Genomic DNA, 23,325 nt, shown 5'->3' on the forward strand with positions numbered 1-23,325 from the left:
GCCCTCATCAGGGTAGGTGAGGGTCATAAGGTGGAATGCGTGCTGGAAGACGTCCCTCGCGACCCCTTCGCGGAAGACCCTGACGACCCTGCCGCGGCGCTGGGTGAGCTCGACGACTCCGAGCCGCTGACCTTGGCCGAGCGCGACGAGGCGCTCACCGACCTCGCCGATGTGGAGGTCTTCCGGTCGTTACTGGAGCCACAGGGGGTCCTCGGGCTCGTGCTCGACTGCCCGGAGTGCGGCGAACAGCATTACTTCGACTGGGATCTACTCCGCGGAAACCTCCGGCAGATGATCGACCACGGGCGGCCTCAGGTCCACGAGCCCGCCTTCGAGCCCGACCCCGCCGACTACGTCAGCTGGGAGTACGCGAGGGGCTACGTGGACGGCGTGATCGACACCGAGGAGAGCCACTGATCGACGTCGTCGGTCAGAGCGCGCAGCAGGCCCACCGCGGCGTCCTCGTGCTCGCCGACCGGATCACGGCGGGCGAGCGCGTCGATGAGCGCGTCGGTCCTGAGCACGTCGGGATCCGTCTCGGACCCGCGTTTTCGGACCGAACGCGCCGGATGGACAGCGGTCAAGCTATCGACTCCATGTCGGCCATCGCCCGAAGCCTGGCCAGCGCCCGATGCTGGGCGACGCGAACCGCACCTGGTGACATACCGAGTACGTTACCCGTCTCCTCGGCGGACAGTCCTGACACGACCCGCAAGATGATCAGCTCTCGCTGGTTCTCAGGGAGGCGTGACAGCAGCGCGCGGGCGTGCTCTGCCTCGATGTAGCGCACCACGGTCTCCTCCGGCCCCGGCCCCTGGTCGGGTCCGTCCGGCAGATCCTGGGTGGGCACGGCCGAGCGCACCGAGCTGCGGAGCGCGTCCGCGACCTTGTGCGAGGCGATGCCGAAGACGAACGAGGCGAACGGGCGGCCCATGTCGCGGTAGCGCGGCAGCGCGGCCAGCACCGCGATGCACACCTCCTGGGCCACGTCGTCGGCGATGTGGTAATGACCGGAAACCCGGCCAAGTCGGGCACGGCAATAGCGAACCACCATCGGGCGCAACTGGCCCAGCAGCGATTCGATCGCGGTGCGATCCCCCTGTACGGCAAGGCTCGTCAGATCCCTGAGGTCGGACTCGTCCGATCTCGTCGCAAGCCTTACCCCAGTTTTGGCGTCGGCGACGCGTCCCTCGGTCACGTTAGGCATGATGCCCGCCACGATCGCGCATGTCGTCATAGTGAACGGATACGGATTGGTCACATTGACGCGACGATAACGGCGAGTAATCAAATGAACACAGTAGTGTTTGTATATTTCACTCTCGAAGGGAATTCGGAGGATATTTGTTAGATGTCACGGCAGCTCGGAGGGCGCGCAGCGCGGTCTGCCGGACGCCCCAGTCGCGTGATCGGTTTACCAGGCGGTCAAATGACGGGGGCCTAAATCGATTCAACAAAAAAGTACGGCCCGCGCCTCCATGAGGCGCGGGCCGTACTTCGGGCCGAATGATCGGGTTCAGTGGCCGTGTCCGTGGCCGTGACCCTGCCCCCCGGCGGCGGGGGCCTCCTCCTCGGGCTTGTCGACCACGAGGACCTCGGTCGTGAGCAGCATGCCGGCGATGGAAGCGGCGTTCTGCACGGCCGAGCGGGTGACCTTGACCGGGTCGATGACGCCCTGCGCGATCAGGTCGCCGTAGTCGCCGGTCGCGGCGTTGAGGCCGTGGCCGGCGGGCAGCTCGCCGATCTTCGCGGTGACGACGTAGCCCTCGTGGCCCGCGTTCTCGGCGATCCAGCGGGCCGGCTCGACGAGCGACCGGCGGACGATGGCGACACCGGTCGCCTCGTCACCGGTGAGGCCGAGGTCGTCCAGGTCCTTCGACAGGTGCACGAGCGCGGAGCCACCGCCGGAGACGATGCCCTCCTCGATCGCGGCGCGCGTCGCGGAGATGGCGTCCTCAAGACGGTGCTTCTTCTCCTTGAGCTCCACCTCGGTGGCCGCGCCGACGCGGAGGATGCAGATGCCACCGGACAGCTTGGCGAGGCGCTCCTGGAGCTTCTCGCGGTCCCAGTCGGAGTCGGTCTGCTCGATCGCGTGCTGGATCTCGCGGACGCGGTCCTGGACCGCCTGCGGGTCGCCGGCGCCGTCGACGATGGTCGTGGCGTCCTTGGTGACCACGATGCGGCGGGCGGTGCCCAGCACTTCGAGGCCGGCGTTGTCGAGCTTGAGGCCGAGCTCCTCGGAGATCAGCTGGCCACCGGTCAGGATCGCGATGTCCTGCAGCATGGCCTTGCGGCGGTCACCGAAGCCGGGAGCCTTGACGGCGACCGAGGTGAACGTGCCGCGGATCTTGTTGGTGACCAGGACGGCCAGGGCCTCGCCCTCGACGTCCTCCGCCACCACGAAGAGCGGCTTCTTGGTCTGGGCGACCTTCTCAAGCAGGGGGAGGAACTCCGCGATAGAGGAGATCTTGCCCTGGTTCAGCAGGACGTAGGCGTCCTCGAGGACCGCCTCCATGCGCTCGGGGTCCGTCACCATGTACGGCGACAGGTAGCCCTTGTCGAACTGGAGTCCTTCGGTGAACTCCAGCTCAAGGCCCATGGTGTTGGACTCTTCGACGGTGATGACGCCGTCCTTGCCCACCTTGTCGAACGCCTCGGCGATCAGCTCGCCGATCTTGGCGTCCTGGGCGGAGATCGTCGCTACGTTGGCGATCTCCTTCTTGTCCTCGACGGGACGGGCGAGCTCCAGCAGGCGGTCGCTGACCGCGCGGGCGGCCAGGTCGATGCCGCGCTTGAGCGACAGCGGCGAGGCGCCGGCGGCGACGTTGCGCAGGCCCTCGCGGACCATCGCCTGGGCGAGCACGGTCGCGGTGGTGGTGCCGTCACCGGCGACGTCGTTGGTCTTGGTGGCGACTTCCTTGGCGAGCTGCGCGCCGAGGTTCTCGTACGGCCGCTCCAGCTCCACCTCACGGGCGATGGTCACACCGTCGTTGGTGATGGTGGGCGCACCGAACTTCTTGTCGATGACGACGTTCCGGCCGCGCGGCCCGAGGGTCACCTTGACGGCGTCCGCGAGAGCGTTCACGCCACGCTCAAGAGCGCGACGCGCGTCCTCCTCGAACTCCAGGGTCTTCGGCATTTAAGGTCCTCTCAGCATCAGAGCCCCGGGCCTTCAGCCGAAGCGCCCGGGGCTTGACACGCATTTTTTGTAAGGCTCCGTACTGATGGTCGCTTGCGCGCCCGGGGCTTTACTTCTCGATGATCGCGAGAACGTCACGGGCGGAGAGAACGAGATACTCCTCGCCGCCGTACTTGACCTCGGTACCGCCGTACTTGCTGTAGAGGACGATGTCCCCTTCCTTGACGTCGAGCGGAATCCGCTTCTCGCCGTCTTCGTCCCAGTTGCCGGGGCCCACCGCGAGGACCTTGCCCTCCTGCGGCTTCTCCTTGGCGGTGTCTGGGATGACCAGACCGGAAGCGGTCGTCTGCTCGGCTTCAAGCGGCTGGACCACAATGCGGTCGCCGAGCGGCTTAACGGGAACCTTGGTGGCGGTCGTCACGATCGGACCTCCCCTTCAGATTGTGTTGATGAGCTGAAGAGGCGACCAGCGGCCTGCCGTCGCGGGTGTCAGACCTGCCTCGTCGCATTTTTGACTTGGCACTCTCACTAGGCGAGTGCCAACACTGAACAGTATGCAAGGCCGCCGACTCAGTCAACACGGACAGGCCGTCCCTGGTCAGTCCGGTTCCGATACCTGCCCCGGCCGATGTGCGGCTCGCCCGAAATGTCCGCCTGAGCGCCGGGTCCGCCAGGTTACCGGCTCCTTCCCTGGGACCTCCCGGCACGCGGTAGCGTCGGGAGACGTGGACCTCGACGCCTTCCGCGAATTGCTGACCACACGCGGGCAGAAGGCCCTCGGCGACGCCGTGGAGGCGGTGGCCGGCGGCGCCGACCCGGTCCTGGCCGCGAGCCGCCTCAGGAAGACCTACGACGCCTCGCTGACCTCGGCCGCGCTCACGCAGGCGCGGCTGCGGGCGCGCGGCGCCGTCAAGTTCGGCCCCGACGCGGCCCGCATGTACTTCACCCCCGACGGCCTGGAGCAGGCGACCCGCGCCGAGGTGGCCGCCCACCGCGCCCGCAGGCTGCCGCCCGGCACACGGGTGGCCGACGCCTGCTGCGGCATCGGCGGCGACCTGATCGCCATGGCACGCGCCGGCTGCGAGGTCGACGCCGTCGACCTCGATCCGCTCACCGTGGAGGTGGCGCGGGCCAACGCCGTCGCGCTGGAGCTCGGCGACCACGTCACGGTGCGTACGGCCGACGCCGCCGAGGTCGAGCCGGAGGCCTACGACGTGCTGTTCGCCGACCCGGCCAGGAGGTCCGCCAGCAGGCGCGTGTTCGACCCCATGGCGTACTCCCCGCCGTGGCCGGCGGTCCTCGGCCTTCAGGCACGGGCACGGGCCGCGTGCCTGAAGGTCGCGCCCGGCATCCCGTACGAGCTGATCCCGCCGGGCGCGGAGGCCGAGTGGGTCTCCTACCGGGGCGAGGTCAAGGAGGCCGTCCTGTGGACCGGCGCCCTCGCCCAGCCGCAGGCGGAGGAGCTCGGCCGAAGGGCGACGATGCTGCCTTCCGGCGAGACGCTGACCCCCGACCTGTCCCTCGGGCAGGCCGAGCAGGGGCCGGTGGCCAGATACCTTTACGAGCCGGACGGCGCCGCGATCAGGTCGCACCTGGTGGCCGAGGTGGCGGCGCTGGTGAACGGCCACCTGCTCGACCCGCAGATCGCCTACATCACCGGCGACACCGCCGCCGTCACGCCGTGGGCCTCACGGTACGAGGTCCTGGAGACGATGCCGTTCTCGCTCAAAAGGCTGCGCGCGGCCCTTCGCGAGCGCCGCATCGGCGCGGTGACCCTCAAGAAGCGCGGCTCCGCCGTCGACCTGGAACGCCTGCGTAAGGATTTGCGCCTTTCTGGTGATAAATCGTGCGTCGTGGCTCTTACCCGCATCGGCGAGCGTCCTTTCGCACTTGTTTGCCAACCCGCCTGACCTGCATAAACGACTATTCCAGGGCAATCCACGATTATCACGAAGTTTTAAAGTCGGCCCCGAAATTCGCCTGACGAGCGACTACAGTTGGCCAGCGCGGGATTTTCGCCTGATCGATGGCTGACCCGCCTTATTCGTCACGCCAGACAACCGGACCAATCCCACCGCAGTGCGGCCGGCCGCCCGCGAGTGAAGGAGCTTTCGGTGGATCACTCCAACCACACCCTCCTCCAGGCGGGAAGCCAGACCGCCATCTCCGACCGGATGCGCGAGCTCCTGGCGAGGGCGGCCCAGGACCATGTGTACGAGCAGCGCACCCAGGGCGCGGTGCTCGACGAGATCCGTCAGCGGCTCGAAGGCATGGAGTGGTTGCTGCGCGAGGTCCGTGAGCGCGAGCTGGGCGGCCTGAGCGGCGCCCTTGAGACCGTCGGCGGCCAGCTCGGTGAGCTGGCGACCCGGCCTCCGGCGTGGGCCGAGGGCCTGGCCCAGCACGTGGAGGTCGTGCGTGACCGCGTCGACGGGGTGGGCGACCGCGTGGCCGTCATCGTCGACCGCATCGACTCGGTGAGCGAGCGCGTCAGGCCCGTCGCCGAGCTGCCCGGCCTGCTGAACGACCTCGGCACGGTGCGCGAGGGCGTCGCGGAGTCCCTGAAGCGCCTGCAGGCGCTGCTCGACGGCGGCCACGGCGTGCCCGAGCGCATGGCCGAGCTGAGCGGACGCCTCGGCCGGCTCACCGCCGGCATGGAGGCGGCGGGCGGCCGCTTCACCCGGGTCGACAAGGCGCTGCTCGACCTCACGCAGCGCACAGAGCGGCTCGAAGGCGGCGTTCTCGACCTCAGCGAGGCCCTTGAGGAGACGCTCGCATCGGCGATCGAGCGGCTCACCGGCTCCGTCGACCAGCTGGCCGGCAAGGTCGACGGCATGACGGCTCAGCTGGCCGACGCCGAGACGCGGCTCTCCGACCGCCTCGACGGTGCCGGCGGCCTGCTCGCGGGCTTCGACGGCCGCCTGGAGGGCGTCGAGGGCCATCTGGCGGGTTTCGCGGCGCGGTTCGACTGTGTGGAGGGTCACCTCGGGGAGCTGAGGGGACGCGCCGACAGCGTGGACGGCCGATTCGACAGCGTCGACAGCCACATCGGGGCCGTGGAGGGGCGGCTGGAGACGGTCGACGTCCGGCTCCAGAGCATCGACGGGCGCGTCGAGACCGCCGACTCCCGCCTCGCCGGCGTCGACGGCCGCCTGGCCGGGCTCGACCAGCGGCTCACCGACGTCGGCGACCGCCTCACCGCACAGGATCAGCGCTTCACCACGCTCGGCGAGAGCTTCGAGGGCGTCAACGAGCGGCTGGAGATGGTCGACGACCGCGTGGAGGCCGTCAACCAGCGCGTCGGCCAGCTCCCCGGCCTGCTGGAGGTGGGCGAGGTCCACAAGCGCGTCGGCGAGCTGCTCAGCGCCCAGGGCGACGACCAGGGCAAGCGGCTCGACGCGATCGACAAGCGCCTGACCGAGGCCGCCACCGCCCTGCCGCCCATGGCCGAGCTCATGGACCTCATGCGGGCACGTCCCGATCGCGCCCAGCTCGCGGAGACCGTCGACGAGGTCATCCAGCCCACGCACAACGACCTGACCCGCAGGCTGGGCGCCCTGGAGGAGACCATGCTGGCCCTCGCGGAGGCCCTGCTCCGTCCCACCCGCACCCCCAAGGACTGACCCGGGCCCTCGGGCCCTCACATGTGGACGGCCGTCACCTCACATGTGGACGGCGGTCACCGGAAGGGACGAGTCGGCGGGGATGTCGAGCCGCGACGGGCTCACTCCCGAGGCCACCAGCTCCGACCCGAGGGCCGCGATCATCGCGCCGTTGTCGGTGCACAGCCCCGGCCGGGGCACGCGCAGACGCACCCCCGCGGCGTCGCACCGCTCCTGGGCCAGGGCGCGCAGCCGGGAGTTGGCGGCCACCCCGCCCCCGATGAGCAGGTCCTTCACGTCGTACTGCCGGCAGGCCTGGATCGCCTTGCGCGTGAGCACGTCCACGACGGCCTCCTGGAAGGACGCGGCCACATCGGCGACCGGGACGGGCTCACCGGCACGCTCCCTGGCCTCCACCCAGCGCGCGACGGCGGTCTTCAGCCCCGAGAACGAGAAGTCCAGCGTGCCGTCGTCGTACTTCCCGCGCGGGAAGGCCACGGCCGTGCCCGAGCCCTCGGCGGCGGCGCGGTCGATGTGGGGGCCGCCGGGGAACGGCAGTCCGAGCACCCTGGCCACCTTGTCGAACGCCTCGCCCGCCGCGTCGTCCACGGTGGAGCCGAGGGAGATGACGTCCTTGGCCACGTCGGGCACGAGCAGCAGCGACGAGTGGCCGCCCGAGACGAGCATCGCGATCGACGGCTTGGGCAGCGGGCCGTGCTCCAGTTGGTCCACCGCGACGTGGGCGGCCAGGTGGTTGACGCCGTACAGCGGCACCCCGATGCCCATGGCGTACGCCTTGGCGGCGGCGACGCCCACCAGCAGCGCGCCCGCGAGGCCGGGACCGGCGGTGACCGCCACCGCGTCGATGTCGGAGAAACGCAGCCCCGCCTGTTCGAGCGCGCGCTCGACGGTCGGGGTCATGGCCTCGAGGTGGGCCCGTGAGGCCACCTCGGGCACGACGCCGCCGTACCGCGCGTGCTCCTCGACGCTGGAGGCGACGGTGTTCGCGAGCAGGGTGTGGCCCCTGACGATGCCGACCCCGGTCTCGTCACACGAGGTCTCGATGCCCAGGACCAGGGGTTCGTCAGACATTCCCGCCCTCCAGCTTCCTCATCATCATGATCGCGTCTGTTCCGTCGTCGTAGTAGTCGCGGCGCACGCCCACCGGCTCGAACCCGAAGCGTTCGTACATGGCCTGCGCGGGCGGGTTGTCGGCGCGGACCTCCAGGAACACCGCCGTCGCCCCCCGGCGCCGGGCCTCGGTGAGCAGTTCCTTCAGCATCGCGCTGCCGACGCCCGCACGCTGCATGGCCGCGCTCACGGCGATCGTCTGGACGTCGGCCTGGTCGCCCGCCGCCGCCAGCCCGGCGTACCCGACGATGTGCCCGCCCGCGACGGCGACGATGTAGTGGCGGGTGCGCGGCTGGTCGGCCAGCTCGCCCCGCAGCATGCCCTCGCTCCACGCGTCGAACGGGAACGTCGAGCGCTCGATCACCATGACCGCGGGAAGATCGGCTTCCGTCATCTGCCGCAGCGTGGCGGCGGTCACGCGGTCACCTTCTTCGGCGGGCCTGGCACCCGGGCGTCCGGCCGGCGAAGGTAGATCGGGCTCGGCGAGGTGAGCACCGTGTCCTCGCCTCCCGAGACGAGCCGCTCGGCGGCGAGCGCGGCCAGAGCTCCGGCGAGCGGGTAGTCGGGAGCGCCCTCCACCAGCCGTCTCTCGCCCAGGATCTCGGCGTACATGCGGGCGCCCGCCCCCACCAGGGGCAGCTCGCCGGGCACGTCGGCGGGCCGGTCGACCGAGGGGCCGTCGAGGCGCGTGCGCATGTCGGCGTAGCTCGCCCAGAAGACCTCCTTGCGCCGCGCGTCGGTGGCGGCGACGAAGGGCCCGGTGAGACCGCTCGCGTAGGCGACCGCGTCCAGCGTGCACACCCCGTACGCCGGGGCGCCCGTCGTGGACGACAGCGCCTGGGCGGTCATCAACCCGACGCGCAGGCCGGTGTACGGCCCGGGGCCCGAACCGGCGACGATCGCGGTGACGTCGCCCAGTGCGACGCCCGCCTCGCGCAGGACCTCCTGTATGGAGGGAACGAGCAGCTCACCGTGGCGGCGAGCGTCGATCGTCGTCGACTCGGCGAGCAGGCGGTCACCGTCGTGGAGAGCCGCGGTGACGGCCGGGGTTGCGGTATCGAAGGCCAAGACCAGCACAAATGTCAAGCCTAGCCGTGTTTCCCGGCGCTCGCTCCGCTCCCTCGGCTTGGGGGCTCGCCCCGGCGGTGTCCTCGTCCCTCGCAAGCGCGCGTTCCCCGGTCGGGCCACCGTCGCGCCCTCGCGCTACCCGCGGGCGCTCATGTCCGGCTCACGCGGCCAGGCGAGAGGCGTAGACGATGATGTTGTCCAGGTACTCGTGGGTCTTCCTGTCGAAGACCCCGCCGCAGGTGACCAGGCGCAGGCCGTCCTCGACGTACACGCGCTCGGCGGGGAAGCGGTCCTTGGCGACCTGCTCGATCGAGTCGACCTTGTACTGCGCGACCTTGCCGTCGCTGCGGAGGATCTTGACGACGGCGCCCTTCTTGACCTCGCGCAGGCGGTAGAACACCGCGGGCGCGGTCTTGGTGTCCACGTGCCCGATGATCACCGAGGCGCCGGAGTCTCCGGGCACCACGCTCTGGTCGAACCATCCCGCCGTCGCGGGCTTCTCGAACGGGGGCAGCTCGACCTCCCCGTCGCCGCTGAGCCCGAGCTTCATCAGCGGGGCCTTCAGGTTCAGCGACGGGATGTCGAGCCGCTTGGGGACCGCGGTCGTGGCCTGCGGGGGCGAGGCGTCGCGCTCACGGCCGGTGAGCGCGAACATGATCGTGCCGGTGACGCACCCGGCCACCGCGATCTTGAGCCACTTGGGGGAATCAGCCATCGGGGGAACGCCTGCTCGAAGGTCAGCCGGCCTTCGACCTGCGCCTGGCCACCGCGATGCCGCCCCCGAGGGCCGCCAGGAGCGCCACGACCGTCACTCCGGTGGGAATTCCCGTGGGCTCGTCGGCGGGCCCACCGGCCGCCGTGCCGCCGCCGCCGGCCCTCGGTGCCCGGGTCGGCACGGCGCGGGTCCTGGTCGGGGTGGCTGTGGGCCTGGCGGTGAGCGTCAGCGTGGCCCTGCCGATGTCGTTCGTGCCCTCGCACTTGACCTCGACCTGGTAGCGGCCGGTCTTGGCGTCCTCGTCGACGAGGGCGAAGCCGTGGACCTCGGGCAGGGGCGCGGTGGTGGTCACCGGGGTCGAGGACGCGGCGGGAGTGGCCGGCGGAGGCTGGGTCAGGGTGACGACGCCCGTGAACGAGTCGGAGCGGGCCGTCGCCCGGTAGTCGGTGCCGCCCTGGGGCACGGGGCAGAAGGCCCGCACGCGGACCGACCTCGTAGCCCCGCCCTGGACCTTGTCAGGGATGAGCTGGACACGGATGTCCTGACGGCTCATCGAGGGTGCCGGTGTGGGCGCCGACGCGCCGGTCTGCGCCTCGGCCGTACACCCGACACCGCCTAAGAGAAGGAATGCTCCAGCAACCGCGCCTCGCCCGACCCTGTGCACCGTCGCACTCCACTTCACCGTACGATCCGACCCCGCCCGACACGACCACGCCAAGGTGTTACTCCACCTGCATACCCAGAAAAATCAGGCCAATCCATTACAACGATCTTCATTCCGATGATCCATAGCAATGGAGGCATGCGTCAAGGCTGGTTAGAGTACCGGTCTAGATCACGAAAAAGCGGTCAATCGGAAGAGCCGGGCAGATCACTCCATCGGCGGCCGACGCCGCGGAGCCGTACGAGGCGCTCCTCGCCCGTGTCGCCGCGCTCGATGGAGATCTCCAGCCGGTCGTCGGCCAGGCCCTCCACCAGCCCCTCGCCCCACTCGACCACGGTCACCGAGTCGTCCAGAGAGGCGTCGAGGTCGAGGTCGTCGACCTCAAGCGCCCCGCCGAGACGGTAGGCGTCCGCGTGGACAAGCGCGGGACCGCCGGTCAGCGACGGGTGGACCCGGGCGATCACGAACGTCGGCGAGGTGATGGGGCCGCGGACCTTCAGTCCCTCGGCGACGCCCTGCACGAGCGTGGTCTTGCCGGCGCCCAGCGGGCCTGACAGCACCACGAGGTCACCGGGAACGAGCAGCCGCGCGAGCTCCTCGCCCAGCGACCACATGTCCTCGGTCGTGGACACCCGCCTCATGAGGCCTCCCCCTCCGCGCTCACGTCCATGCTCCGGATGTCCTCCGGCGGGCCGCCTGCCTTCGGCAGGCTCTTCACGGGACCACCCGCGTCCCGAACCCTCTTGAGCAGCTCGGCGATCACCTCGTTCACGGCCTCGGGCTGCTCCAGCAGCACCAGGTGGGAGGTGCCCGGGATCTCCGTGAGACGGGCGGAGGGCAGGCCCGCATTGATCGACTTGCTGTGGTCGGGCGGCGTCAGCCAGTCCTTCTCGCCGACGATGATCTCGGTCGGCACCTTGTCGAGCACGTCGAGGGCGGCGAGCTTGTCGTGCGACATCAGCGCCGGGTAGAAGTCGGCGATCACGTCCGTCGGCGTGGAGCGGATCATCGACTCGGCGAAGTCCACCACCGTGGGGCTCACGTTGGACGGGTCGCCGAAGCCGAGATAGCGCAGCGCCAGGAAGGACACGTCGTTGCCCGCCTGCCTGCCCCGGTCGATCAGCGCCGCGCGGCGGCCGAGCACCGACACCGCCGGAGTCGCCGCCCAGTGGACGACCTTGGAGATCAGGGCCGGGAGGCCCAGCGTCAGCTCGGCCAGCTTGCCGGCGGAGGTCGAGATGAGGGCGACGCCGCGGACCTTGTCGCCGAACAGCTCGGGGTGGCTGTCGGCCAGCGCCATGACGGTCATGCCGCCCATGGAGTGACCGACCAGCACGCACGGCCCCGGCACCAGCGTCTTGAGCAACTCGGCGAGGTCGGCTCCCAGACGGTCGATGGTGCAGTCCTCGGCGGGCGTGCGGGTGGAGCGCCCGTGGCACCGCTGGTCCCAGAACACCAGGCGGTAGGTGCCGCGCAGTGCGCGCCGCTGGTAGTGCCAGGAGTCGAGGTTCAGGGTGTACCCATGGCAGAACACGATGGTCAGCGGGGCGTCCTCGGGCCCGTCGACCTCCGCGTACAGCTCGACGCCGTCGGAGGTCTTGACGGTGGCCCGGCGCCCCCGCAACTCACCGAAGGGCTCGCTCACCTCAAGGTCGGGCCGCAGGCGGATGCGCCCGACGGCATACCTCTTGGCCAGGGCCGCCGCCGCCAGGGTCGCCGAAGCGGTGCCGAAGACCGCCCCTGCGATCCCGACCCTGCGCCGTGTGGACATCTACGACCTCCTCCTATCGGTAAACGCGCGGCACGCGTGAACCAATCCTGGTCACGATCTCATGAGTGATCGTGCCGAGGGAATCCGCCCACTCCTGCGCGGTGGCCTCGCCGCCGGTCCCCGGGCCGAACAGGACGACCTCGTCGCCCTCGCTCACCTGGTCGTCACCGACATCGATCATGAACTGGTCCATGCACACCCGCCCGGCGACCGTGCGCCGCCGGCCCCCCACCATGACCTCCGCCAAGTTGGCCGCCCCCCGCAGCACGCCGTCGGCGTACCCGAGCGGGACCAGGGCCAGCGTGGTCTCGCGATCGGTCGTGTAGAGGTGCCCGTAGGACACGCCCGTGCCGGCGGGGACGCGCTTCACCATCGCGATGCGGGCGCTGAGCGTCATCGCCGGCCGCAGGCCGAAGTCGCCGAGCTCGGGGATCGGGCTGAGCCCGTACACCGCGATGCCGGGACGGACCATGTCGTAGTGGGCCTCGGGAAGCGTGAACGTGGCCGCCGAGTTCGCGATGTGACGCAGGACGCGCGACCCGCTCACCCCCGCCTTCTCGGCGACCGCGAGGGCCTCCTCGAACGCGGTGAGCTGGAGGCCGATCGAGGGATGCCCGGGGATGTCCGCGCACGCGAAGTGGGACCACAGCCCCACGATCTCGATCGTCCCCTCGGCCTGGGCGGCGAGCGCCCGCTCGACCAGCGCGCGCCACTCCTGGGCGGTGGCGCCCCCGCGCGAGATGCCCGTGTCGATCTTGAGATGCACGCGGGCCGTACGCTCGGCGCGGCGGGCGGAGGCGGCGATGTCGTCGACCAGCCACGTGGTCCCGGCCGAAAGCTCGACGGACGCGGCGACGGCGTCGTCCAGAGGCTCGCCGGGGGTGATGATCCACGACAGGATGGGCGCGGTCACCCCGGCGGCGCGCAGGTCGAGCGCCTCCTGGATGTAGGCCGTGCCGAGCCGGGAGGCGCCGGCCTCAAGGACGGCGCGGGCGCAGGGCACCAGGCCGTGCCCGTAGGCGTCGGCCTTCACCGCGACCATCATCTCGGCATCGGGAGCGTGCCCGCGCAGGATCGCCACGTTGTGCCTGATCGCCGAGAGATCCACCCTGGCCTGAGCAGGCGTGACGAGGGAACCGTGAATGGGGAAACTCACCCTCTCAGTCTCGCAGTCGCGTGCCGGCGCCAGGACCGGTTCACGGTCAAGCCCGTGGTGACGGCCATGACCCGGATCACACCATCGCCCGCGGCCGGAGCGTACGCATCAGGCGCCCACCGTGAGCGCCGGATCGCATCAGGCGCCCGCCGTGAGCGCGCGGATCGCGCCAGGCAGCTCCAGAGCCACGTCCAGGGCCGCGATGGGCGCCTCGCCGCCCTCGGGACCTCCCGCCGCCACCCGGGCCGCCAGACCGTGCACGTAGGCCGCGCACGAGCCGGCGTCGTAACAGCCGAGACCCGCGGCGAGGAGGGCTCCGGCGATGCCGGCGAGCACGTCGCCCGTACCGCCCGTGGCCAGCCAGGGGGTGCCCGTGAGGTTCACGCGGACCGGCCTGCCCTGCTCAGCGACCAGGGTAGTCGACCCCTTGAGCAGTACGGTCACACCCAGCTCGGCGGCGGCGCGGCGCGCGTAGTGGAACCGGCGCGCCTCGATGTCCTCCGGCGGCACCTCCAGCAGGCGGCCCAGCTCGCCGGTGTGAGGCGTGATGAGCGTGGGCGCCGAGCGCCGCAGCAGCGAGCGGTCACGCGCCGCGAGGGTCAGCCCGTCGGCGTCGACCAGCGCGGGCACGTCGTTCGCGAGCACCGATCTGGCGAGCGCGAGCGCGTCGTCGTCGGTGCCCATGCCCGGCCCGACGACCCACGCCTGGACCCGGCCGACCTCGCTCACCCCCGACTCGGGTGTGACGATCTTGGTCACCGCCTCCGGCCACCTGGCGCGCACCTGCCGGACCGCCTCCTCGGCGCTCGCGAAGCGCACCAGCCCCGCGCCCGCCCGTACGGCGCCGCCCACCGCGAGCACCGCGGCGCCGGTGAAACGGTCGCTGCCGGCGACGATGCCGACCACGCCCCTGCGGTACTTGTTCGACTCGGGATCGGGGCGCGGCAGCCGGTCGGCGACGCCGGGATCGGTGAGCGCGACCACGCCGGGGTCTGGCAGGTACGGGCCGAGCCCGATGTCCACCGTCTGGAGGCCGCCCACGTGGCTCGCCCCCGGGTCGATCAGCAGGCCCGCCTTGACGGCCCCGAAGGTGACCGTGAGGTGCGCGCGTACCGCCTCGCCCTCGACCTCGCCGGTGCTCGCGTCCACCCCGCTCGGCACGTCCACCGCGACCACGACGCCGGGAGCCTCCGCGCACATCCGGGCCAGTGTCGCGTACGGCTCACGCAGCGGCCCGGTGCCTCCGATGCCCACCAGGCCGTCCAGGACGAGATCGGCCCCGTCGAACATGTCCACGAGCGCCGGATCGGTGCGCAGGCCCTTCGCGGAGCCCTCAGGATGCGTCTCGCGCAGGTCCAGGGTCCTGCCGCCCGCGCGACGCAGCTCGGCGAGGCCTTCCTCGTGGGTCTTCTGCCCCGCGAGGACCGCGTGCACCCGCGCGCCCCTGCGGGCGAGCTGAGCCCCCGCGTACAGCGCGTCACCACCGTTGTCGCCGCTCCCGACCAGCAGCACGACGTGGGAGCCGTACACGCGGGGGAGGGCCTTCACGCAGGTCACGGCCAGCCCCGTGGCGGCGCGCCGCATGAGCGTGCCCTCGGGGACTCGCGCCATCAGCGCCCGTTCGGCCGTCCTGATCTCGTCGGACGTGTACGCGGTCAGCATCCAACCGAATCTAGCTCTCCCCGATCACCGGCGAGAAGGCCACCCGCCGTAAGCCTTCCCGCCTTCCGCGATGTGCTCGTCGGCGTTCCGCGATGTGCTAATCGGCGTTCCGCGATGAGCTCGTCAGCCTTCCGCGATGTTGTCGTCAGCCTTCCGCGATCACGTAGGCGACGGCGAATCCGCCGTCGTGGCTGAGTGACAGGTGCCATCGCCTCACGCCCAGCTCCGCCGCGACCTCGGCGGCCCGGCCGCTCACCTGGAGCCCGGGACGGCCGCCCGCGGCCGTGGTCACCTCGGCCTCCCGGTGACCGAGGCCGGGCGGAGCGCCGAGCGCCTTGGCCACCGCCTCCTTGGCGGCGAACCGCGCGGCCAGCGAGGCGACCGGAAGCCCTCTCTCGGCATCGGTGAACAGCCGATCGAGCAGCGCGGGCGTACGCTCCAGGGCCGCCTCAAGACGGGCGATGTCGACGAGGTCCACCCCGATGCCCACGATCACGGACAAGCCCTCCTCGGCGAGCCGGCGCGGGGCCCGGCGGGCGCGTGAGCTGCGGGCGGCGGCCTGTGGGTCACGGGCCCATCTTGCCCCACACCGGCCCCCCGGCGGCCGTACGCGGACCGATCAGTAGAGTTTGCGCCCATGGAGGCACCGAACCCGTATGTCGAGCTCAGCCGCGAGCAGTGGCGAGCCCTGCGAAGGAACACGCCTCTCACCCTCACGGCCGAGGAGCTGGAGGAGCTGCGCGGCGTCGAGGACCCCATCGACCTAGCCGAGGTCACCGACATCTACCTGCCGCTGACGCGCCTGCTCAACCTGCACTTCATGGGCGCGCGGCAGCGCAGCGCGGCGCTGAACACCTTCCTCGGCGATGACCAGGAGCCCCCGCCGTACATCCTCGGCATCGCGGGCAGCGTCGCGGTCGGCAAGTCGACCACGGCCCGGCTGCTGCACACCCTGCTCGCGCGCTGGCCGGAGCACCCCCGGGTCGACCTGATCACCACAGACTCCTTCCTGTACCCGAACAAGATGCTGGAGGAGCGCGGCATCACCGACCGCAAGGGGTTCCCCGAGAGCTACGACCGCCGGGCGCTGGTCCGCTTCGTCGCCGACGTGAAGGCCGGCGTCCCTGAGGTCAGCGCGCCGGTCTACAGCCACCTGGAGTACGACATCGTCCCGGGGGCCGTGCAGACCGTGCGGCGACCCGACATCCTGATCGTCGAGGGCCTGAACGTGCTGCAGCCCGCCCCTCCGGCGGCCCTGGCGGTCAACGACTACTTCGACTTCTCCATCTACGTCGACGCCAAGGTGGAGGACATCCGGGCCTGGTACGTCGAACGGTTCCACAAGCTGCGGCGCACGGCCTTCGCCGACCCGAAGTCGTACTTCACCTACATCGCCGAGCTGTCGGACGAGGAGGCGACGCGGTTCGCGAGGAACGTCTGGCGGGACGTCAACGAGCGCAACCTGATCGAGAACATCGCGCCCACGCGCGGCCGGGCGGGCCTCGTCCTGCACAAGGGCTCCACCCACGCCGTCCGACGCATCCGCCTCCGCCGCACCTGACCCTGAGTCCCTTGGTACGGCCCTCCCGCACTCGACCCTGAGCCCAGGTACGGCCTGCCGTACCTGACCCTGAGAGCCGGGGTACGGCCTCCCGCGCCCGACCCTGAGACCGGGGGTACGGCCTCCCCACCCGGCGGATGAGGGGGAATTCGTCCGTGTGAGGGAGGAACTCGGGCCGGACCCTTGGATAGTGTCCAGGCCATGACCATCCTCGCCACCGAGGGACTCACCAAACGCTTTCCCCGCGTGACGGCGCTCGACCGCCTCACCATCAGCGCGGGGTCGGGCGTCACCGGCCTGGTCGGCGCCAACGGCGCGGGGAAGTCCACCCTCATCAAGCTCCTGCTGGGCCTGCTCCCCCCGACCGAGGGAACCGCCACGGTTCTCGGCCTGAGCCCTGCCACGCAGTCCCTCGACATCCGGCGTGCCGTCGGCTACATGCCCGAGCACGACTGCCTCCCACCCGACGTTTCCGCGACCGAGTTCACGGTCCACATGGCCCAGATGTCCGGCCTGCCGCGCACCGCCGCGCGCGAACGCGCCGCCGACACCCTGCGCCACGTGGGCCTGTACGAGGAGCGCTACCGCCCCATCGGGGGGTACTCCACCGGCATGCGGCAGCGGGTCAAGCTGGCCCAGGCGCTGGTCCACGACCCGCAGTTGGTCTTCCTGGACGAGCCGACCAACGGCCTCGACCCGCAGGGCCGTGACGACATGCTCGCCCTGATCCGGCGCATCGGCACCGAGTTCGGCATCAGCGTGGTCGTCACCTCCCACCTGCTCGGCGAGCTTGAACGGGTGTGCGACAACGTCATCGTCATCGACGGGGGCCGCCTGCTCCGCTCCTCCTCCATCGAGGAGTTCACGCAGGCCACCCAGTCGATCACCGTCGAGGTCGAGGAGGGCCAGGAGGCACTCGCCGAGCGGCTCACGGCGGCGGGGCAGCGGGTCACGGCGCACGGCCGGCTACTGACGATCGACGTCAGCTCCCCCGGCACGTACGACGTCGTCCGCGACGCCGTGTGCGACCTCGATCTGAGCCTGGTCCGCCTCGAACAGGGCCGCCACCGCATCGAGGACGTCTTCCGCCAGGAGGTGTCGCATGTCTGAGCCCGTCTCCGTTCCCGCGCCGGGCGCTCCGCCGACGCCCACGGGCGTCATCCACGACATCGGGTACCGCCACTACGAGGGCCCGAGGCTCGGCCGGGGCCACGCGCTGGCCGCGCTCACCCTGCACAGCCTGCGGGGGATCTTCGGGCTCGGCCGCACCGCACGGGGCAAGATCATGCCGTTCCTGCTGGCCGGGGTCATGATGCTTCCCGCGGTCGTTTCGATCGCGGTGATGGCCCTGATCAAGCGGCAGGGGGTGTCCTATCCGTCGTACGCGGTGACGATGCAGGCGGTCCTCGCGGTCTTCCTGGCCGCCCAGTCTCCCTACCTCGTGGCCCCCGACCTGCGGTTCCGGGTGCTGCCGCTCTACCTGTCGCGGCCGACCACGACCGCCGACTACGTCGTGGCCAAGCTCGCGGCCATGGCCCTCGCGATGTTCCTGCTCATCGCCGTACCCCTGACCGTCCTGTTCGTCGGCGAGCTGCTCGTCGACCTGCCCGGTCCGCCGAACACCGGCGACTACCTCGCGGCCATGGCGACCTCCGTGATCTACGCGGTGCTCCTGGCCTCCGTCGGGGTCGTGCTCGCCTCGTTCACGCCACGGCGCGGGCTCGGCGTGGCCGCGGTCATCGCGCTCTACCTGCTGTCCTCGGCGATCTCCGCGGTGCTGGTCGGCGTGCTGATGTCGGTGAGCCGGGACGGCGCCGCCGCGTGGGCGTGGCTGATCAATCCGTTCTTCCTGGTGGACGCCGTCCAGGTCTGGCTCTTCGGCACCAACCCGAACAACGACGGCGGCTATCCCGCGGGGGCCGGCGGCCCGGTCGCCGCCGTCGCCGTGCTGGCCGTGATCGCCCTGTGCGTGACCGCCCTCGTCCTCCGCTACCGCAAGGCGGCCTCATCGTGAACATCGAACTCCGGCAGGTCTCCCGCTGGTACGGCAACGTGGTCGCCGTCAACGACGTCACGATGACGGTCGGCCCCGGCGTGACCGGCCTGCTCGGCCCGAACGGCGCCGGCAAGTCGACCCTGCTGCACATGATGGCCGGGTTCCTCGCCCCCTCCACGGGCACCGCCACGCTCGACGGCGAGCCGATCTGGCGCAACCACCAGATCTACCGCTCAATCGGGCTGGTCCCCGAGCGCGAGGCGGTCTACGGGTTCCTCACCGGCTGGCAGTTCGTGCTGTCCAGCGCCCGGCTGCACCGCCTCGCCTCCCCCGAGGACGCCGCCTCCAAGGCCCTGGCGATGGTCGAGATGGAGGCCGCCAAGGACCGGCGGATCGAGACCTACTCCAAGGGCATGCGCCAGCGGGTCAAGGTCGCCGCCGCGCTGGTCCACGACCCGCGCGTGCTGCTCCTGGACGAGCCGTTCAACGGCATGGACCCGCGCCAGCGGCTCCACCTGATGGACCTGGTCAAGGAGCTCGGAGCCGCCGGGCGCACGATCCTGTTCAGCTCCCACATCCTGGAGGAGGTCGAGCGGGTGGCCCAGCAGATCGAGGTCCTCGTGGCGGGCCGCCACGCCGCCTCCGGCGACTTCCGGGAGATCCGCCGCCGCATGACCGACCGGCCCCACCTGTTCCACGTGCGCTCCAGCGACGACCGGCGCCTGGCAGCCGCCCTGATCGCCGACGCCTCCTCGGGGGCGGTGTCCCTCGGGACGGCCGGGCTGGAGGTCCAGGCCGTGGACTTCCGCAGGTTCACCTGGCTGCTCCCCCGGGTCGCCCGCGACGCCGGGGTCACCGTATGGCAGGTCTCCCCCGCCGACGAGGACCTCGAAAGCGTCTTCTCCTACCTGATCTCCGGGAGCACCCGATGACCGGCTCGCGCCGCAAGGAACCCCCGCTGACCCACGTCGACCTCGTCACCCGGAGCATCCGATGAACTCCGTCGTCGCCGGCATCACCTACCGCGCCGTGCTCGGCCGCCGCAGGGTGCTGTTGCTGATCCTGCTCCCGCTCGTGCTGATCGGCCTCGCGGTGCTGCTGCGTGCCATCGGCAGCACGGACGAGAAGGCCACGGTCACGCTCCTGCAGATCTACGCGATCGGCACGATGCTGCCGCTGCTCGGGCTGATCGCGGGCACCGGCACCATCGCCCCCGAGATCGACGACGGCACGATCATCCACCTGCTGGCCAAGCCGATCTCCCGCCCGGTCATCGCTTTCACGAAGTTCGTGGTGTCCGCCTCGCTGCTCGCCGTGTTCGCCGCCGTGCCGACGTTCATCGCGGCGTACATCCTCATCCGCGGCGAGGCCGGCATCGCGTCCGGGTTCGCGCTCGGCGCCCTGATCGGCGGCATCGCCTATTCGGCGGTGTTCCTGCTCCTCGGCGTGATCTCACGGCACGCCGTGACGATCGGCATCATCTACGCGGTGGTCTGGGAGAGCCTGGTCGGCGGCCTCGTGCCGGGAGCGCGCAACTTCTCCATCCAGCAGTGGGCGCAGACCTTCGCGGCCCAGGTCAGCGACTCGTCCTTCTTCAAGGCGTCGGTGGGCATGGGCTTCGCCGTCCCCGCCGTGCTGATCGTCACCATCGGCTCGGTCGCCTGGGCGGGCCAGCGCCTCCGCTCCCTTTCGCTGACGGGCGACGAGTAGCCCATCGTCTCTTCGATCTGGTGATATCGCCGAGGTGGTGCGCCTGCTGGGTGCTCCGTCAGCGGCGGAACATCAGGCGGACGCAGACGCCGATGGCTATGCAGCCGACCGCGAAGATCAGCAGGATGGTGGACACGACGAACCCCACCGCCCACATGCTGTCGGGCTCGGGCCTCGGGACGACTCCCTGCCACACGGCCAGCAGCGGTTGCGGCGCGGCGAACGGCACGAGGATCGCCACGGCGCTCCTGACCGAGGCGAACACCCCGAGGACCACCCCGCCGAGCAGGACCGCCGCGCACAGCCAGGGATACATCAGCGAGCGGAAGAAGTCCCCGTCCGTACCGGTGGCGGAGAGCATCCACGTCGAGATCGCGCCCGCTACGAACGCGATGACGGCGATCAGCTGATGCCTGTGCCTTTGGACCACGAGCAGCCACCCTAAATCACATCGCTCGCCCGGCGATCGGCCCTCGGGCCCGCCCGGTACGCATTCGTGCCTTGCGGGGCAGGGGCCGGCGATGAGATCCGGTAATGAGCTTGAGTCTCCACCTACTGGAGGATGGAGGGTTGGCGCTGGGCGCGCCCCCCGAACCACCCCCCGACCATCCGCTGAGGAGACGACAAGCATGACCGTACCGACCACGCCGTCCGCGCGAGAGCGCCGGCAGATCATCGACGACTTCGTCGGCCGCGCCTTCGCCGGGACCGACCCCGGGGCGCCCGGCGCGCGGATCGCCCAGGAGATGCGCCGGCTACCCGCGGAAGCGCCTGACGAGCTCGGCGCCGAGCAGGCCGAGGCCTGGACCGAGCTCGCCGGGCTCGTCTCCGACGAGGCCTTCCTGAAGCGCGTACGCCAGATGACGCTGGCGGGCGCCGAGGAGGCCGAGCGGCCGTCGTACGACCCCCAGCCGGTGATCGAGCACGCCGGGGGCGCGGTGGCCGCGGGCGTCGCCCCTGGCTCGCCGGAGGGCAGGCGCATTCTGGACCGCATCGTTGACGCGGGCACGCCCGCCGAGGAACGCGCCCGGCTGGCCGGGCAGGTGGAGACGTTCACCGACCGGCGGGTGGAGCGCTACTGGGAGCTCATGGGCGTTCTCAACGGCCGCGCGCCGTATCCGTCCAGCGTCCCGGCGTTCGAGTGGTTCGCGGCGGCCCTGCGCGCCCACGGATGAGCCCACCGCCCGGCGCGGGACCGCTGGAACGCGGCAGGGCGGGGTCCTCGATGAGGACCCCGCCCTGCCGGTCAAGAAGGAGAATCAGGCGCAGGCCGTGCGCACCACGCCGGCCAGCTCGTTCGCGATGAGCTCGGCCTCGTCCTGGGACTCGGCCTCGACCATCACGCGCACCATCGGCTCGGTGCCGCTGGGACGGATGACGACCCGCCCGGAGTCGCCGAGCGACTTCTCGGCGGCGGCCACGGCGGCGGCCAGCTCCTTGGACGTCGCCACCTTCGCCTTGGAGACGTCCTTGACGTTCACCAGAACCTGGGGAAGCCGGGTCATGACCGACGCCAGCTCCTCAAGGGAACGGCCCGAGCGCGCCACCTCGGCGAGCAGGTGCAGCGAGGTCAGGAGGCCGTCACCGGTGGTGGCGTGGTCGAGCATCACGACGTGGCCCGACTGCTCACCGCCCAGGTTGAAGCCCCCGGCCTTCATGGCCTCAAGCACGTAACGGTCACCGACGGCCGTCTCGATCATGTTCAGCCCGGCCTTCTTCAAGGCGATCTTGAAGCCCAGGTTCGACATGATCGTGGCGACGACGGTGTCCTTCACGAGGGAGCCGTTCGCGTGCATGGCGAACGCGAGGACGGCCATGATCTGGTCGCCGTCGACGACCTCGCCCGAGGCCGTCACGGCGAGGCAGCGGTCGGCGTCGCCGTCGTAGGCGATGCCCGCGTCGGCGCCGCGCTCCACGACCGCGTCGCGCAGCCCGTCGAGGTGGGTCGAACCCACGCCCTCGTTGATGTTGAGGCCGTCCGGCGAGGCGCCGATCGTCTCGACGACGGCCCCGGCACGCAGCAGCGCCTCGGGCGCGACCATATGAGCGGCGCCGTTGGCGCAGTCGACGACCAGCCGCAGCCCGTCGAGGCGCCCCGGAACGGTCGTCAGCACGTGGGACACGTAACGGTCGGCCTCGCCGAACGCGTCACGCACCCGGCCGACGGCCGACCCCACCGGGCGGTTCCACTTCTCGCCGAGCCGCTGCTCGATGTCGTTCTCGACCACGTCGGGCAGCTTGAAGCCACCGCGGGCGAAGAACTTGATCCCGTTGTCCGGGGCGGGGTTGTGGGACGCGGAGAGCATGACCCCGAGGTCCGCTCCGAGGGCGGAGGTCAGATAGGCGACGGCCGGGGTGGGCAGCACGCCAAGGCGTAGCACATCCACCCCAGACGACGCGAGGCCGGCGACGACCGCGGCCTCGAGAAACTCTCCCGAGGCACGCGGGTCCCGGCCCACGACGGCGACCGGGCGGCCACGCCGCCCGACGCTCGACTCGAACGCACCGGCATCACCGAGGACATGAGCCGCCGCGACCGACAGGTCCATGGCCAGCTCGGCCGTGAGGTCGCGACCCGCGACCCCACGAACCCCGTCGGTGCCGAAGAGGCGACCTGTCAACGCTTGCTGTACTGCGGAGCCTTACGGGCCTTCTTGAGACCGGCCTTCTTGCGCTCCTTCATCCGGGCGTCACGGGTGAGGAAGCCGGCCTTCTTCAGCGGCGCGCGGTTGACCTCGGTGTCCAGCGCGGTGAGCGCACGGGCGAGGCCCATGCGAACGGCGCCGGCCTGACCGGTCACTCCGCCGCCGTCGATGCGGACGAAGACGTCGAACTGGTCCTCGGCGCCGAGCGTCACGAAGGGCTCGTTGACGATCTGCTGGTGGACCTTGTTCGGGAAGTAGTTGTCCAGCGAGCGGCCCTCGATGGTCCACTTGCCGGTGCCCGGCGTGATGCGCACGCGGGCGATGGCTTCCTTGCGACGGCCGGTGCCGTACGAGTTGCCCGTGGTGATGGGCTTACGCGCGGGGACGTCGCTGTTGGGAGCGGACTCGCTGGTGTACTCGGACGGGAACTCCTCAGCGGAGTGGTCCGCAATGTCCAGCTCGCCCTCGATGGGCGTCTCGACACCGGTGGGCTCGGCCACGGTTCTCC

General features: G+C 70.8%; 26 protein-coding genes. 9 read left to right on the plus strand and 17 right to left on the minus strand.

Annotated features, from left to right (window positions below; translation table 11 throughout):
- The first annotated feature begins 39 nt into the window (after window positions 1–39).
- A complete protein-coding gene (locus AB0B89_RS02170; RefSeq protein ID WP_358546836.1) occupies window positions 40–417 on the plus strand; it encodes a DUF5319 domain-containing protein in 378 nt (125 codons plus the stop codon).
- On the opposite strand, the gene AB0B89_RS02175 is transcribed toward AB0B89_RS02170, so the two are convergent.
- From AB0B89_RS02175 to groES, 4 genes are all read right to left on the minus strand, one after another.
- Window positions 378–584, minus strand: a complete 207-nt coding sequence (locus AB0B89_RS02175; protein WP_358546839.1) for a hypothetical protein — start codon at window positions 582–584, stop codon at window positions 378–380. The genes AB0B89_RS02170 and AB0B89_RS02175 overlap by 40 nt on opposite strands.
- Window positions 581–1,207 carry a sigma-70 family RNA polymerase sigma factor gene (locus tag AB0B89_RS02180; protein WP_358546960.1) on the minus strand — a complete coding sequence of 209 codons (627 nt, stop codon included), beginning with the start codon at window positions 1,205–1,207 and terminating at the stop codon, window positions 581–583. The genes AB0B89_RS02175 and AB0B89_RS02180 overlap by 4 nt, the downstream gene beginning before the upstream one ends.
- A gap of 309 nt (window positions 1,208–1,516) precedes the next feature.
- Window positions 1,517–3,139, minus strand: coding sequence for a chaperonin GroEL (gene groL / locus AB0B89_RS02185; RefSeq protein WP_358546842.1), 1,623 nt, complete (start codon window positions 3,137–3,139; stop codon window positions 1,517–1,519).
- Between the two features lie 109 nt (window positions 3,140–3,248).
- On the minus strand, window positions 3,249–3,563 hold the full coding sequence (gene groES, locus AB0B89_RS02190) for a co-chaperone GroES (RefSeq protein ID WP_084258731.1): 315 nt from the start codon (window positions 3,561–3,563) through the stop codon (window positions 3,249–3,251).
- A 301-nt stretch (window positions 3,564–3,864) separates the two neighbouring features.
- Between groES and AB0B89_RS02195 the strand changes: the two genes are divergently transcribed.
- Both AB0B89_RS02195 and AB0B89_RS02200 read left to right on the plus strand, forming a co-directional pair.
- Complete coding sequence (locus tag AB0B89_RS02195; protein ID WP_358546845.1) at window positions 3,865–5,049, plus strand: class I SAM-dependent methyltransferase; 1,185 nt, start codon at window positions 3,865–3,867, stop codon at window positions 5,047–5,049.
- Between the two features lie 204 nt (window positions 5,050–5,253).
- Window positions 5,254–6,759, plus strand: a complete 1,506-nt coding sequence (locus AB0B89_RS02200) for a hypothetical protein (protein ID WP_358546848.1) — start codon at window positions 5,254–5,256, stop codon at window positions 6,757–6,759.
- Between the two features lie 39 nt (window positions 6,760–6,798).
- Here the strand turns inward: AB0B89_RS02200 and tsaD are convergent, their stop codons facing one another.
- The 10 genes from tsaD to AB0B89_RS02250 all read right to left on the minus strand — a co-directional run bounded on the left by tsaD (window position 6,799) and on the right by AB0B89_RS02250 (window position 15,401).
- Window positions 6,799–7,830 (minus strand): tRNA (adenosine(37)-N6)-threonylcarbamoyltransferase complex transferase subunit TsaD, encoded by a 1,032-nt coding sequence (gene tsaD / locus AB0B89_RS02205; RefSeq protein ID WP_358546851.1) that lies wholly within the window; start codon window positions 7,828–7,830, stop codon window positions 6,799–6,801.
- Complete coding sequence (rimI, locus tag AB0B89_RS02210; RefSeq protein WP_358546964.1) at window positions 7,823–8,263, minus strand: ribosomal protein S18-alanine N-acetyltransferase; 441 nt, start codon at window positions 8,261–8,263, stop codon at window positions 7,823–7,825. The genes tsaD and rimI overlap by 8 nt, the downstream gene beginning before the upstream one ends.
- A 20-nt stretch (window positions 8,264–8,283) precedes the next feature.
- Window positions 8,284–8,946: a tRNA (adenosine(37)-N6)-threonylcarbamoyltransferase complex dimerization subunit type 1 TsaB gene (tsaB, locus tag AB0B89_RS02215; RefSeq protein WP_358546853.1), complete on the minus strand. Its 663-nt coding sequence runs from the start codon at window positions 8,944–8,946 to the stop codon at window positions 8,284–8,286.
- Between the two features lie 151 nt (window positions 8,947–9,097).
- Window positions 9,098–9,652 (minus strand): class F sortase, encoded by a 555-nt coding sequence (locus tag AB0B89_RS02220; protein WP_358546855.1) that lies wholly within the window; start codon window positions 9,650–9,652, stop codon window positions 9,098–9,100.
- A 22-nt stretch (window positions 9,653–9,674) separates the two neighbouring features.
- Window positions 9,675–10,205, minus strand: a complete 531-nt coding sequence (locus AB0B89_RS02225) for a hypothetical protein (protein WP_358546857.1) — start codon at window positions 10,203–10,205, stop codon at window positions 9,675–9,677.
- A gap of 296 nt (window positions 10,206–10,501) precedes the next feature.
- A complete protein-coding gene (tsaE, locus tag AB0B89_RS02230; protein WP_358546859.1) occupies window positions 10,502–10,957 on the minus strand; it encodes a tRNA (adenosine(37)-N6)-threonylcarbamoyltransferase complex ATPase subunit type 1 TsaE in 456 nt (151 codons plus the stop codon).
- Complete coding sequence (locus AB0B89_RS02235) at window positions 10,954–12,087, minus strand: alpha/beta hydrolase (RefSeq protein ID WP_358546862.1); 1,134 nt, start codon at window positions 12,085–12,087, stop codon at window positions 10,954–10,956. The genes tsaE and AB0B89_RS02235 overlap by 4 nt, the downstream gene beginning before the upstream one ends.
- 13 nt (window positions 12,088–12,100) lie before the next feature.
- A complete protein-coding gene (gene alr / locus AB0B89_RS02240; protein ID WP_358546864.1) occupies window positions 12,101–13,243 on the minus strand; it encodes an alanine racemase in 1,143 nt (380 codons plus the stop codon).
- A gap of 138 nt (window positions 13,244–13,381) precedes the next feature.
- The gene (locus AB0B89_RS02245) at window positions 13,382–14,905 is read right to left on the minus strand and encodes an NAD(P)H-hydrate dehydratase (protein ID WP_358546867.1); all 1,524 of its coding nucleotides are present in this window, start codon (window positions 14,903–14,905) and stop codon (window positions 13,382–13,384) included.
- Between the two features lie 145 nt (window positions 14,906–15,050).
- Window positions 15,051–15,401, minus strand: a complete 351-nt coding sequence (locus tag AB0B89_RS02250) for a holo-ACP synthase (protein WP_358546967.1) — start codon at window positions 15,399–15,401, stop codon at window positions 15,051–15,053.
- A gap of 141 nt (window positions 15,402–15,542) precedes the next feature.
- Between AB0B89_RS02250 and coaA the strand changes: the two genes are divergently transcribed.
- The 5 genes from coaA (at window position 15,543) to AB0B89_RS02275 (ending at window position 20,172) form a co-directional block, all read left to right on the plus strand.
- On the plus strand, window positions 15,543–16,466 hold the full coding sequence (coaA, locus tag AB0B89_RS02255) for a type I pantothenate kinase (RefSeq protein WP_358546870.1): 924 nt from the start codon (window positions 15,543–15,545) through the stop codon (window positions 16,464–16,466).
- Window positions 16,467–16,667: 201 nt separating this feature from the next.
- On the plus strand, window positions 16,668–17,576 hold the full coding sequence (locus tag AB0B89_RS02260) for an ABC transporter ATP-binding protein (protein WP_358546872.1): 909 nt from the start codon (window positions 16,668–16,670) through the stop codon (window positions 17,574–17,576).
- Window positions 17,569–18,480 (plus strand): ABC transporter permease, encoded by a 912-nt coding sequence (locus AB0B89_RS02265; protein ID WP_358546874.1) that lies wholly within the window; start codon window positions 17,569–17,571, stop codon window positions 18,478–18,480. Before AB0B89_RS02260 ends, AB0B89_RS02265 begins: the two co-directional genes overlap by 8 nt.
- The gene (locus AB0B89_RS02270) at window positions 18,477–19,394 is read left to right on the plus strand and encodes an ABC transporter ATP-binding protein (protein ID WP_358546876.1); all 918 of its coding nucleotides are present in this window, start codon (window positions 18,477–18,479) and stop codon (window positions 19,392–19,394) included. Before AB0B89_RS02265 ends, AB0B89_RS02270 begins: the two co-directional genes overlap by 4 nt.
- Window positions 19,395–19,455: 61 nt before the next feature.
- Window positions 19,456–20,172, plus strand: a complete 717-nt coding sequence (locus AB0B89_RS02275; protein ID WP_358546879.1) for an ABC transporter permease subunit — start codon at window positions 19,456–19,458, stop codon at window positions 20,170–20,172.
- Window positions 20,173–20,230: 58 nt separating this feature from the next.
- On the opposite strand, the gene AB0B89_RS02280 is transcribed toward AB0B89_RS02275, so the two are convergent.
- Entirely contained in the window at window positions 20,231–20,602 is a 372-nt protein-coding gene (locus tag AB0B89_RS02280) for a hypothetical protein (protein WP_358546881.1), read from the minus strand.
- A 199-nt stretch (window positions 20,603–20,801) separates the two neighbouring features.
- Between AB0B89_RS02280 and AB0B89_RS02285 the strand changes: the two genes are divergently transcribed.
- Window positions 20,802–21,347: a hypothetical protein gene (locus tag AB0B89_RS02285; RefSeq protein WP_358546884.1), complete on the plus strand. Its 546-nt coding sequence runs from the start codon at window positions 20,802–20,804 to the stop codon at window positions 21,345–21,347.
- 84 nt (window positions 21,348–21,431) lie between these two features.
- Here the strand turns inward: AB0B89_RS02285 and glmM are convergent, their stop codons facing one another.
- Both glmM and rpsI read right to left on the minus strand, forming a co-directional pair.
- The gene (gene glmM / locus AB0B89_RS02290; RefSeq protein ID WP_358546886.1) at window positions 21,432–22,793 is read right to left on the minus strand and encodes a phosphoglucosamine mutase; all 1,362 of its coding nucleotides are present in this window, start codon (window positions 22,791–22,793) and stop codon (window positions 21,432–21,434) included.
- On the minus strand, window positions 22,790–23,317 hold the full coding sequence (rpsI, locus tag AB0B89_RS02295; protein ID WP_358546889.1) for a 30S ribosomal protein S9: 528 nt from the start codon (window positions 23,315–23,317) through the stop codon (window positions 22,790–22,792). The genes glmM and rpsI overlap by 4 nt, the downstream gene beginning before the upstream one ends.
- Between the last annotated feature and the right edge of the window lie 8 nt (window positions 23,318–23,325).

This window comes from Sphaerisporangium sp. NPDC049002, assembly GCF_040649355.1.
GTDB lineage: Bacteria > Actinomycetota > Actinomycetes > Streptosporangiales > Streptosporangiaceae > Sphaerisporangium.

Bases quoted from the DNA above. Each gene is read 5' to 3' on its own strand.
- tsaD (WP_358546851.1), bottom strand. From the start codon at position 7,830: ATGTCTGACGAACCCCTGGTCCTGGGCATCGAGACCTCGTGTGACGAG.
- AB0B89_RS02285 (WP_358546884.1), top strand. From the start codon at position 20,802: ATGACCGTACCGACCACGCCGTCCGCGCGAGAGCGCCGGCAGATCATC.
- rimI (WP_358546964.1), bottom strand. From the start codon at position 8,263: ATGACGGAAGCCGATCTTCCCGCGGTCATGGTGATCGAGCGCTCGACG.
- AB0B89_RS02245 (WP_358546867.1), bottom strand. From the start codon at position 14,905: ATGCTGACCGCGTACACGTCCGACGAGATCAGGACGGCCGAACGGGCG.
- AB0B89_RS02180 (WP_358546960.1), bottom strand. From the start codon at position 1,207: ATGCCTAACGTGACCGAGGGACGCGTCGCCGACGCCAAAACTGGGGTA.
- AB0B89_RS02265 (WP_358546874.1), top strand. From the start codon at position 17,569: ATGTCTGAGCCCGTCTCCGTTCCCGCGCCGGGCGCTCCGCCGACGCCC.
- AB0B89_RS02235 (WP_358546862.1), bottom strand. From the start codon at position 12,087: ATGTCCACACGGCGCAGGGTCGGGATCGCAGGGGCGGTCTTCGGCACC.
- AB0B89_RS02275 (WP_358546879.1), top strand. From the start codon at position 19,456: ATGAACTCCGTCGTCGCCGGCATCACCTACCGCGCCGTGCTCGGCCGC.
- AB0B89_RS02260 (WP_358546872.1), top strand. From the start codon at position 16,668: ATGACCATCCTCGCCACCGAGGGACTCACCAAACGCTTTCCCCGCGTG.
- AB0B89_RS02220 (WP_358546855.1), bottom strand. From the start codon at position 9,652: ATGGCTGATTCCCCCAAGTGGCTCAAGATCGCGGTGGCCGGGTGCGTC.
- tsaE (WP_358546859.1), bottom strand. From the start codon at position 10,957: ATGAGGCGGGTGTCCACGACCGAGGACATGTGGTCGCTGGGCGAGGAG.
- AB0B89_RS02225 (WP_358546857.1), bottom strand. From the start codon at position 10,205: ATGAGCCGTCAGGACATCCGTGTCCAGCTCATCCCTGACAAGGTCCAG.
- coaA (WP_358546870.1), top strand. From the start codon at position 15,543: ATGGAGGCACCGAACCCGTATGTCGAGCTCAGCCGCGAGCAGTGGCGA.
- groL (WP_358546842.1), bottom strand. From the start codon at position 3,139: ATGCCGAAGACCCTGGAGTTCGAGGAGGACGCGCGTCGCGCTCTTGAG.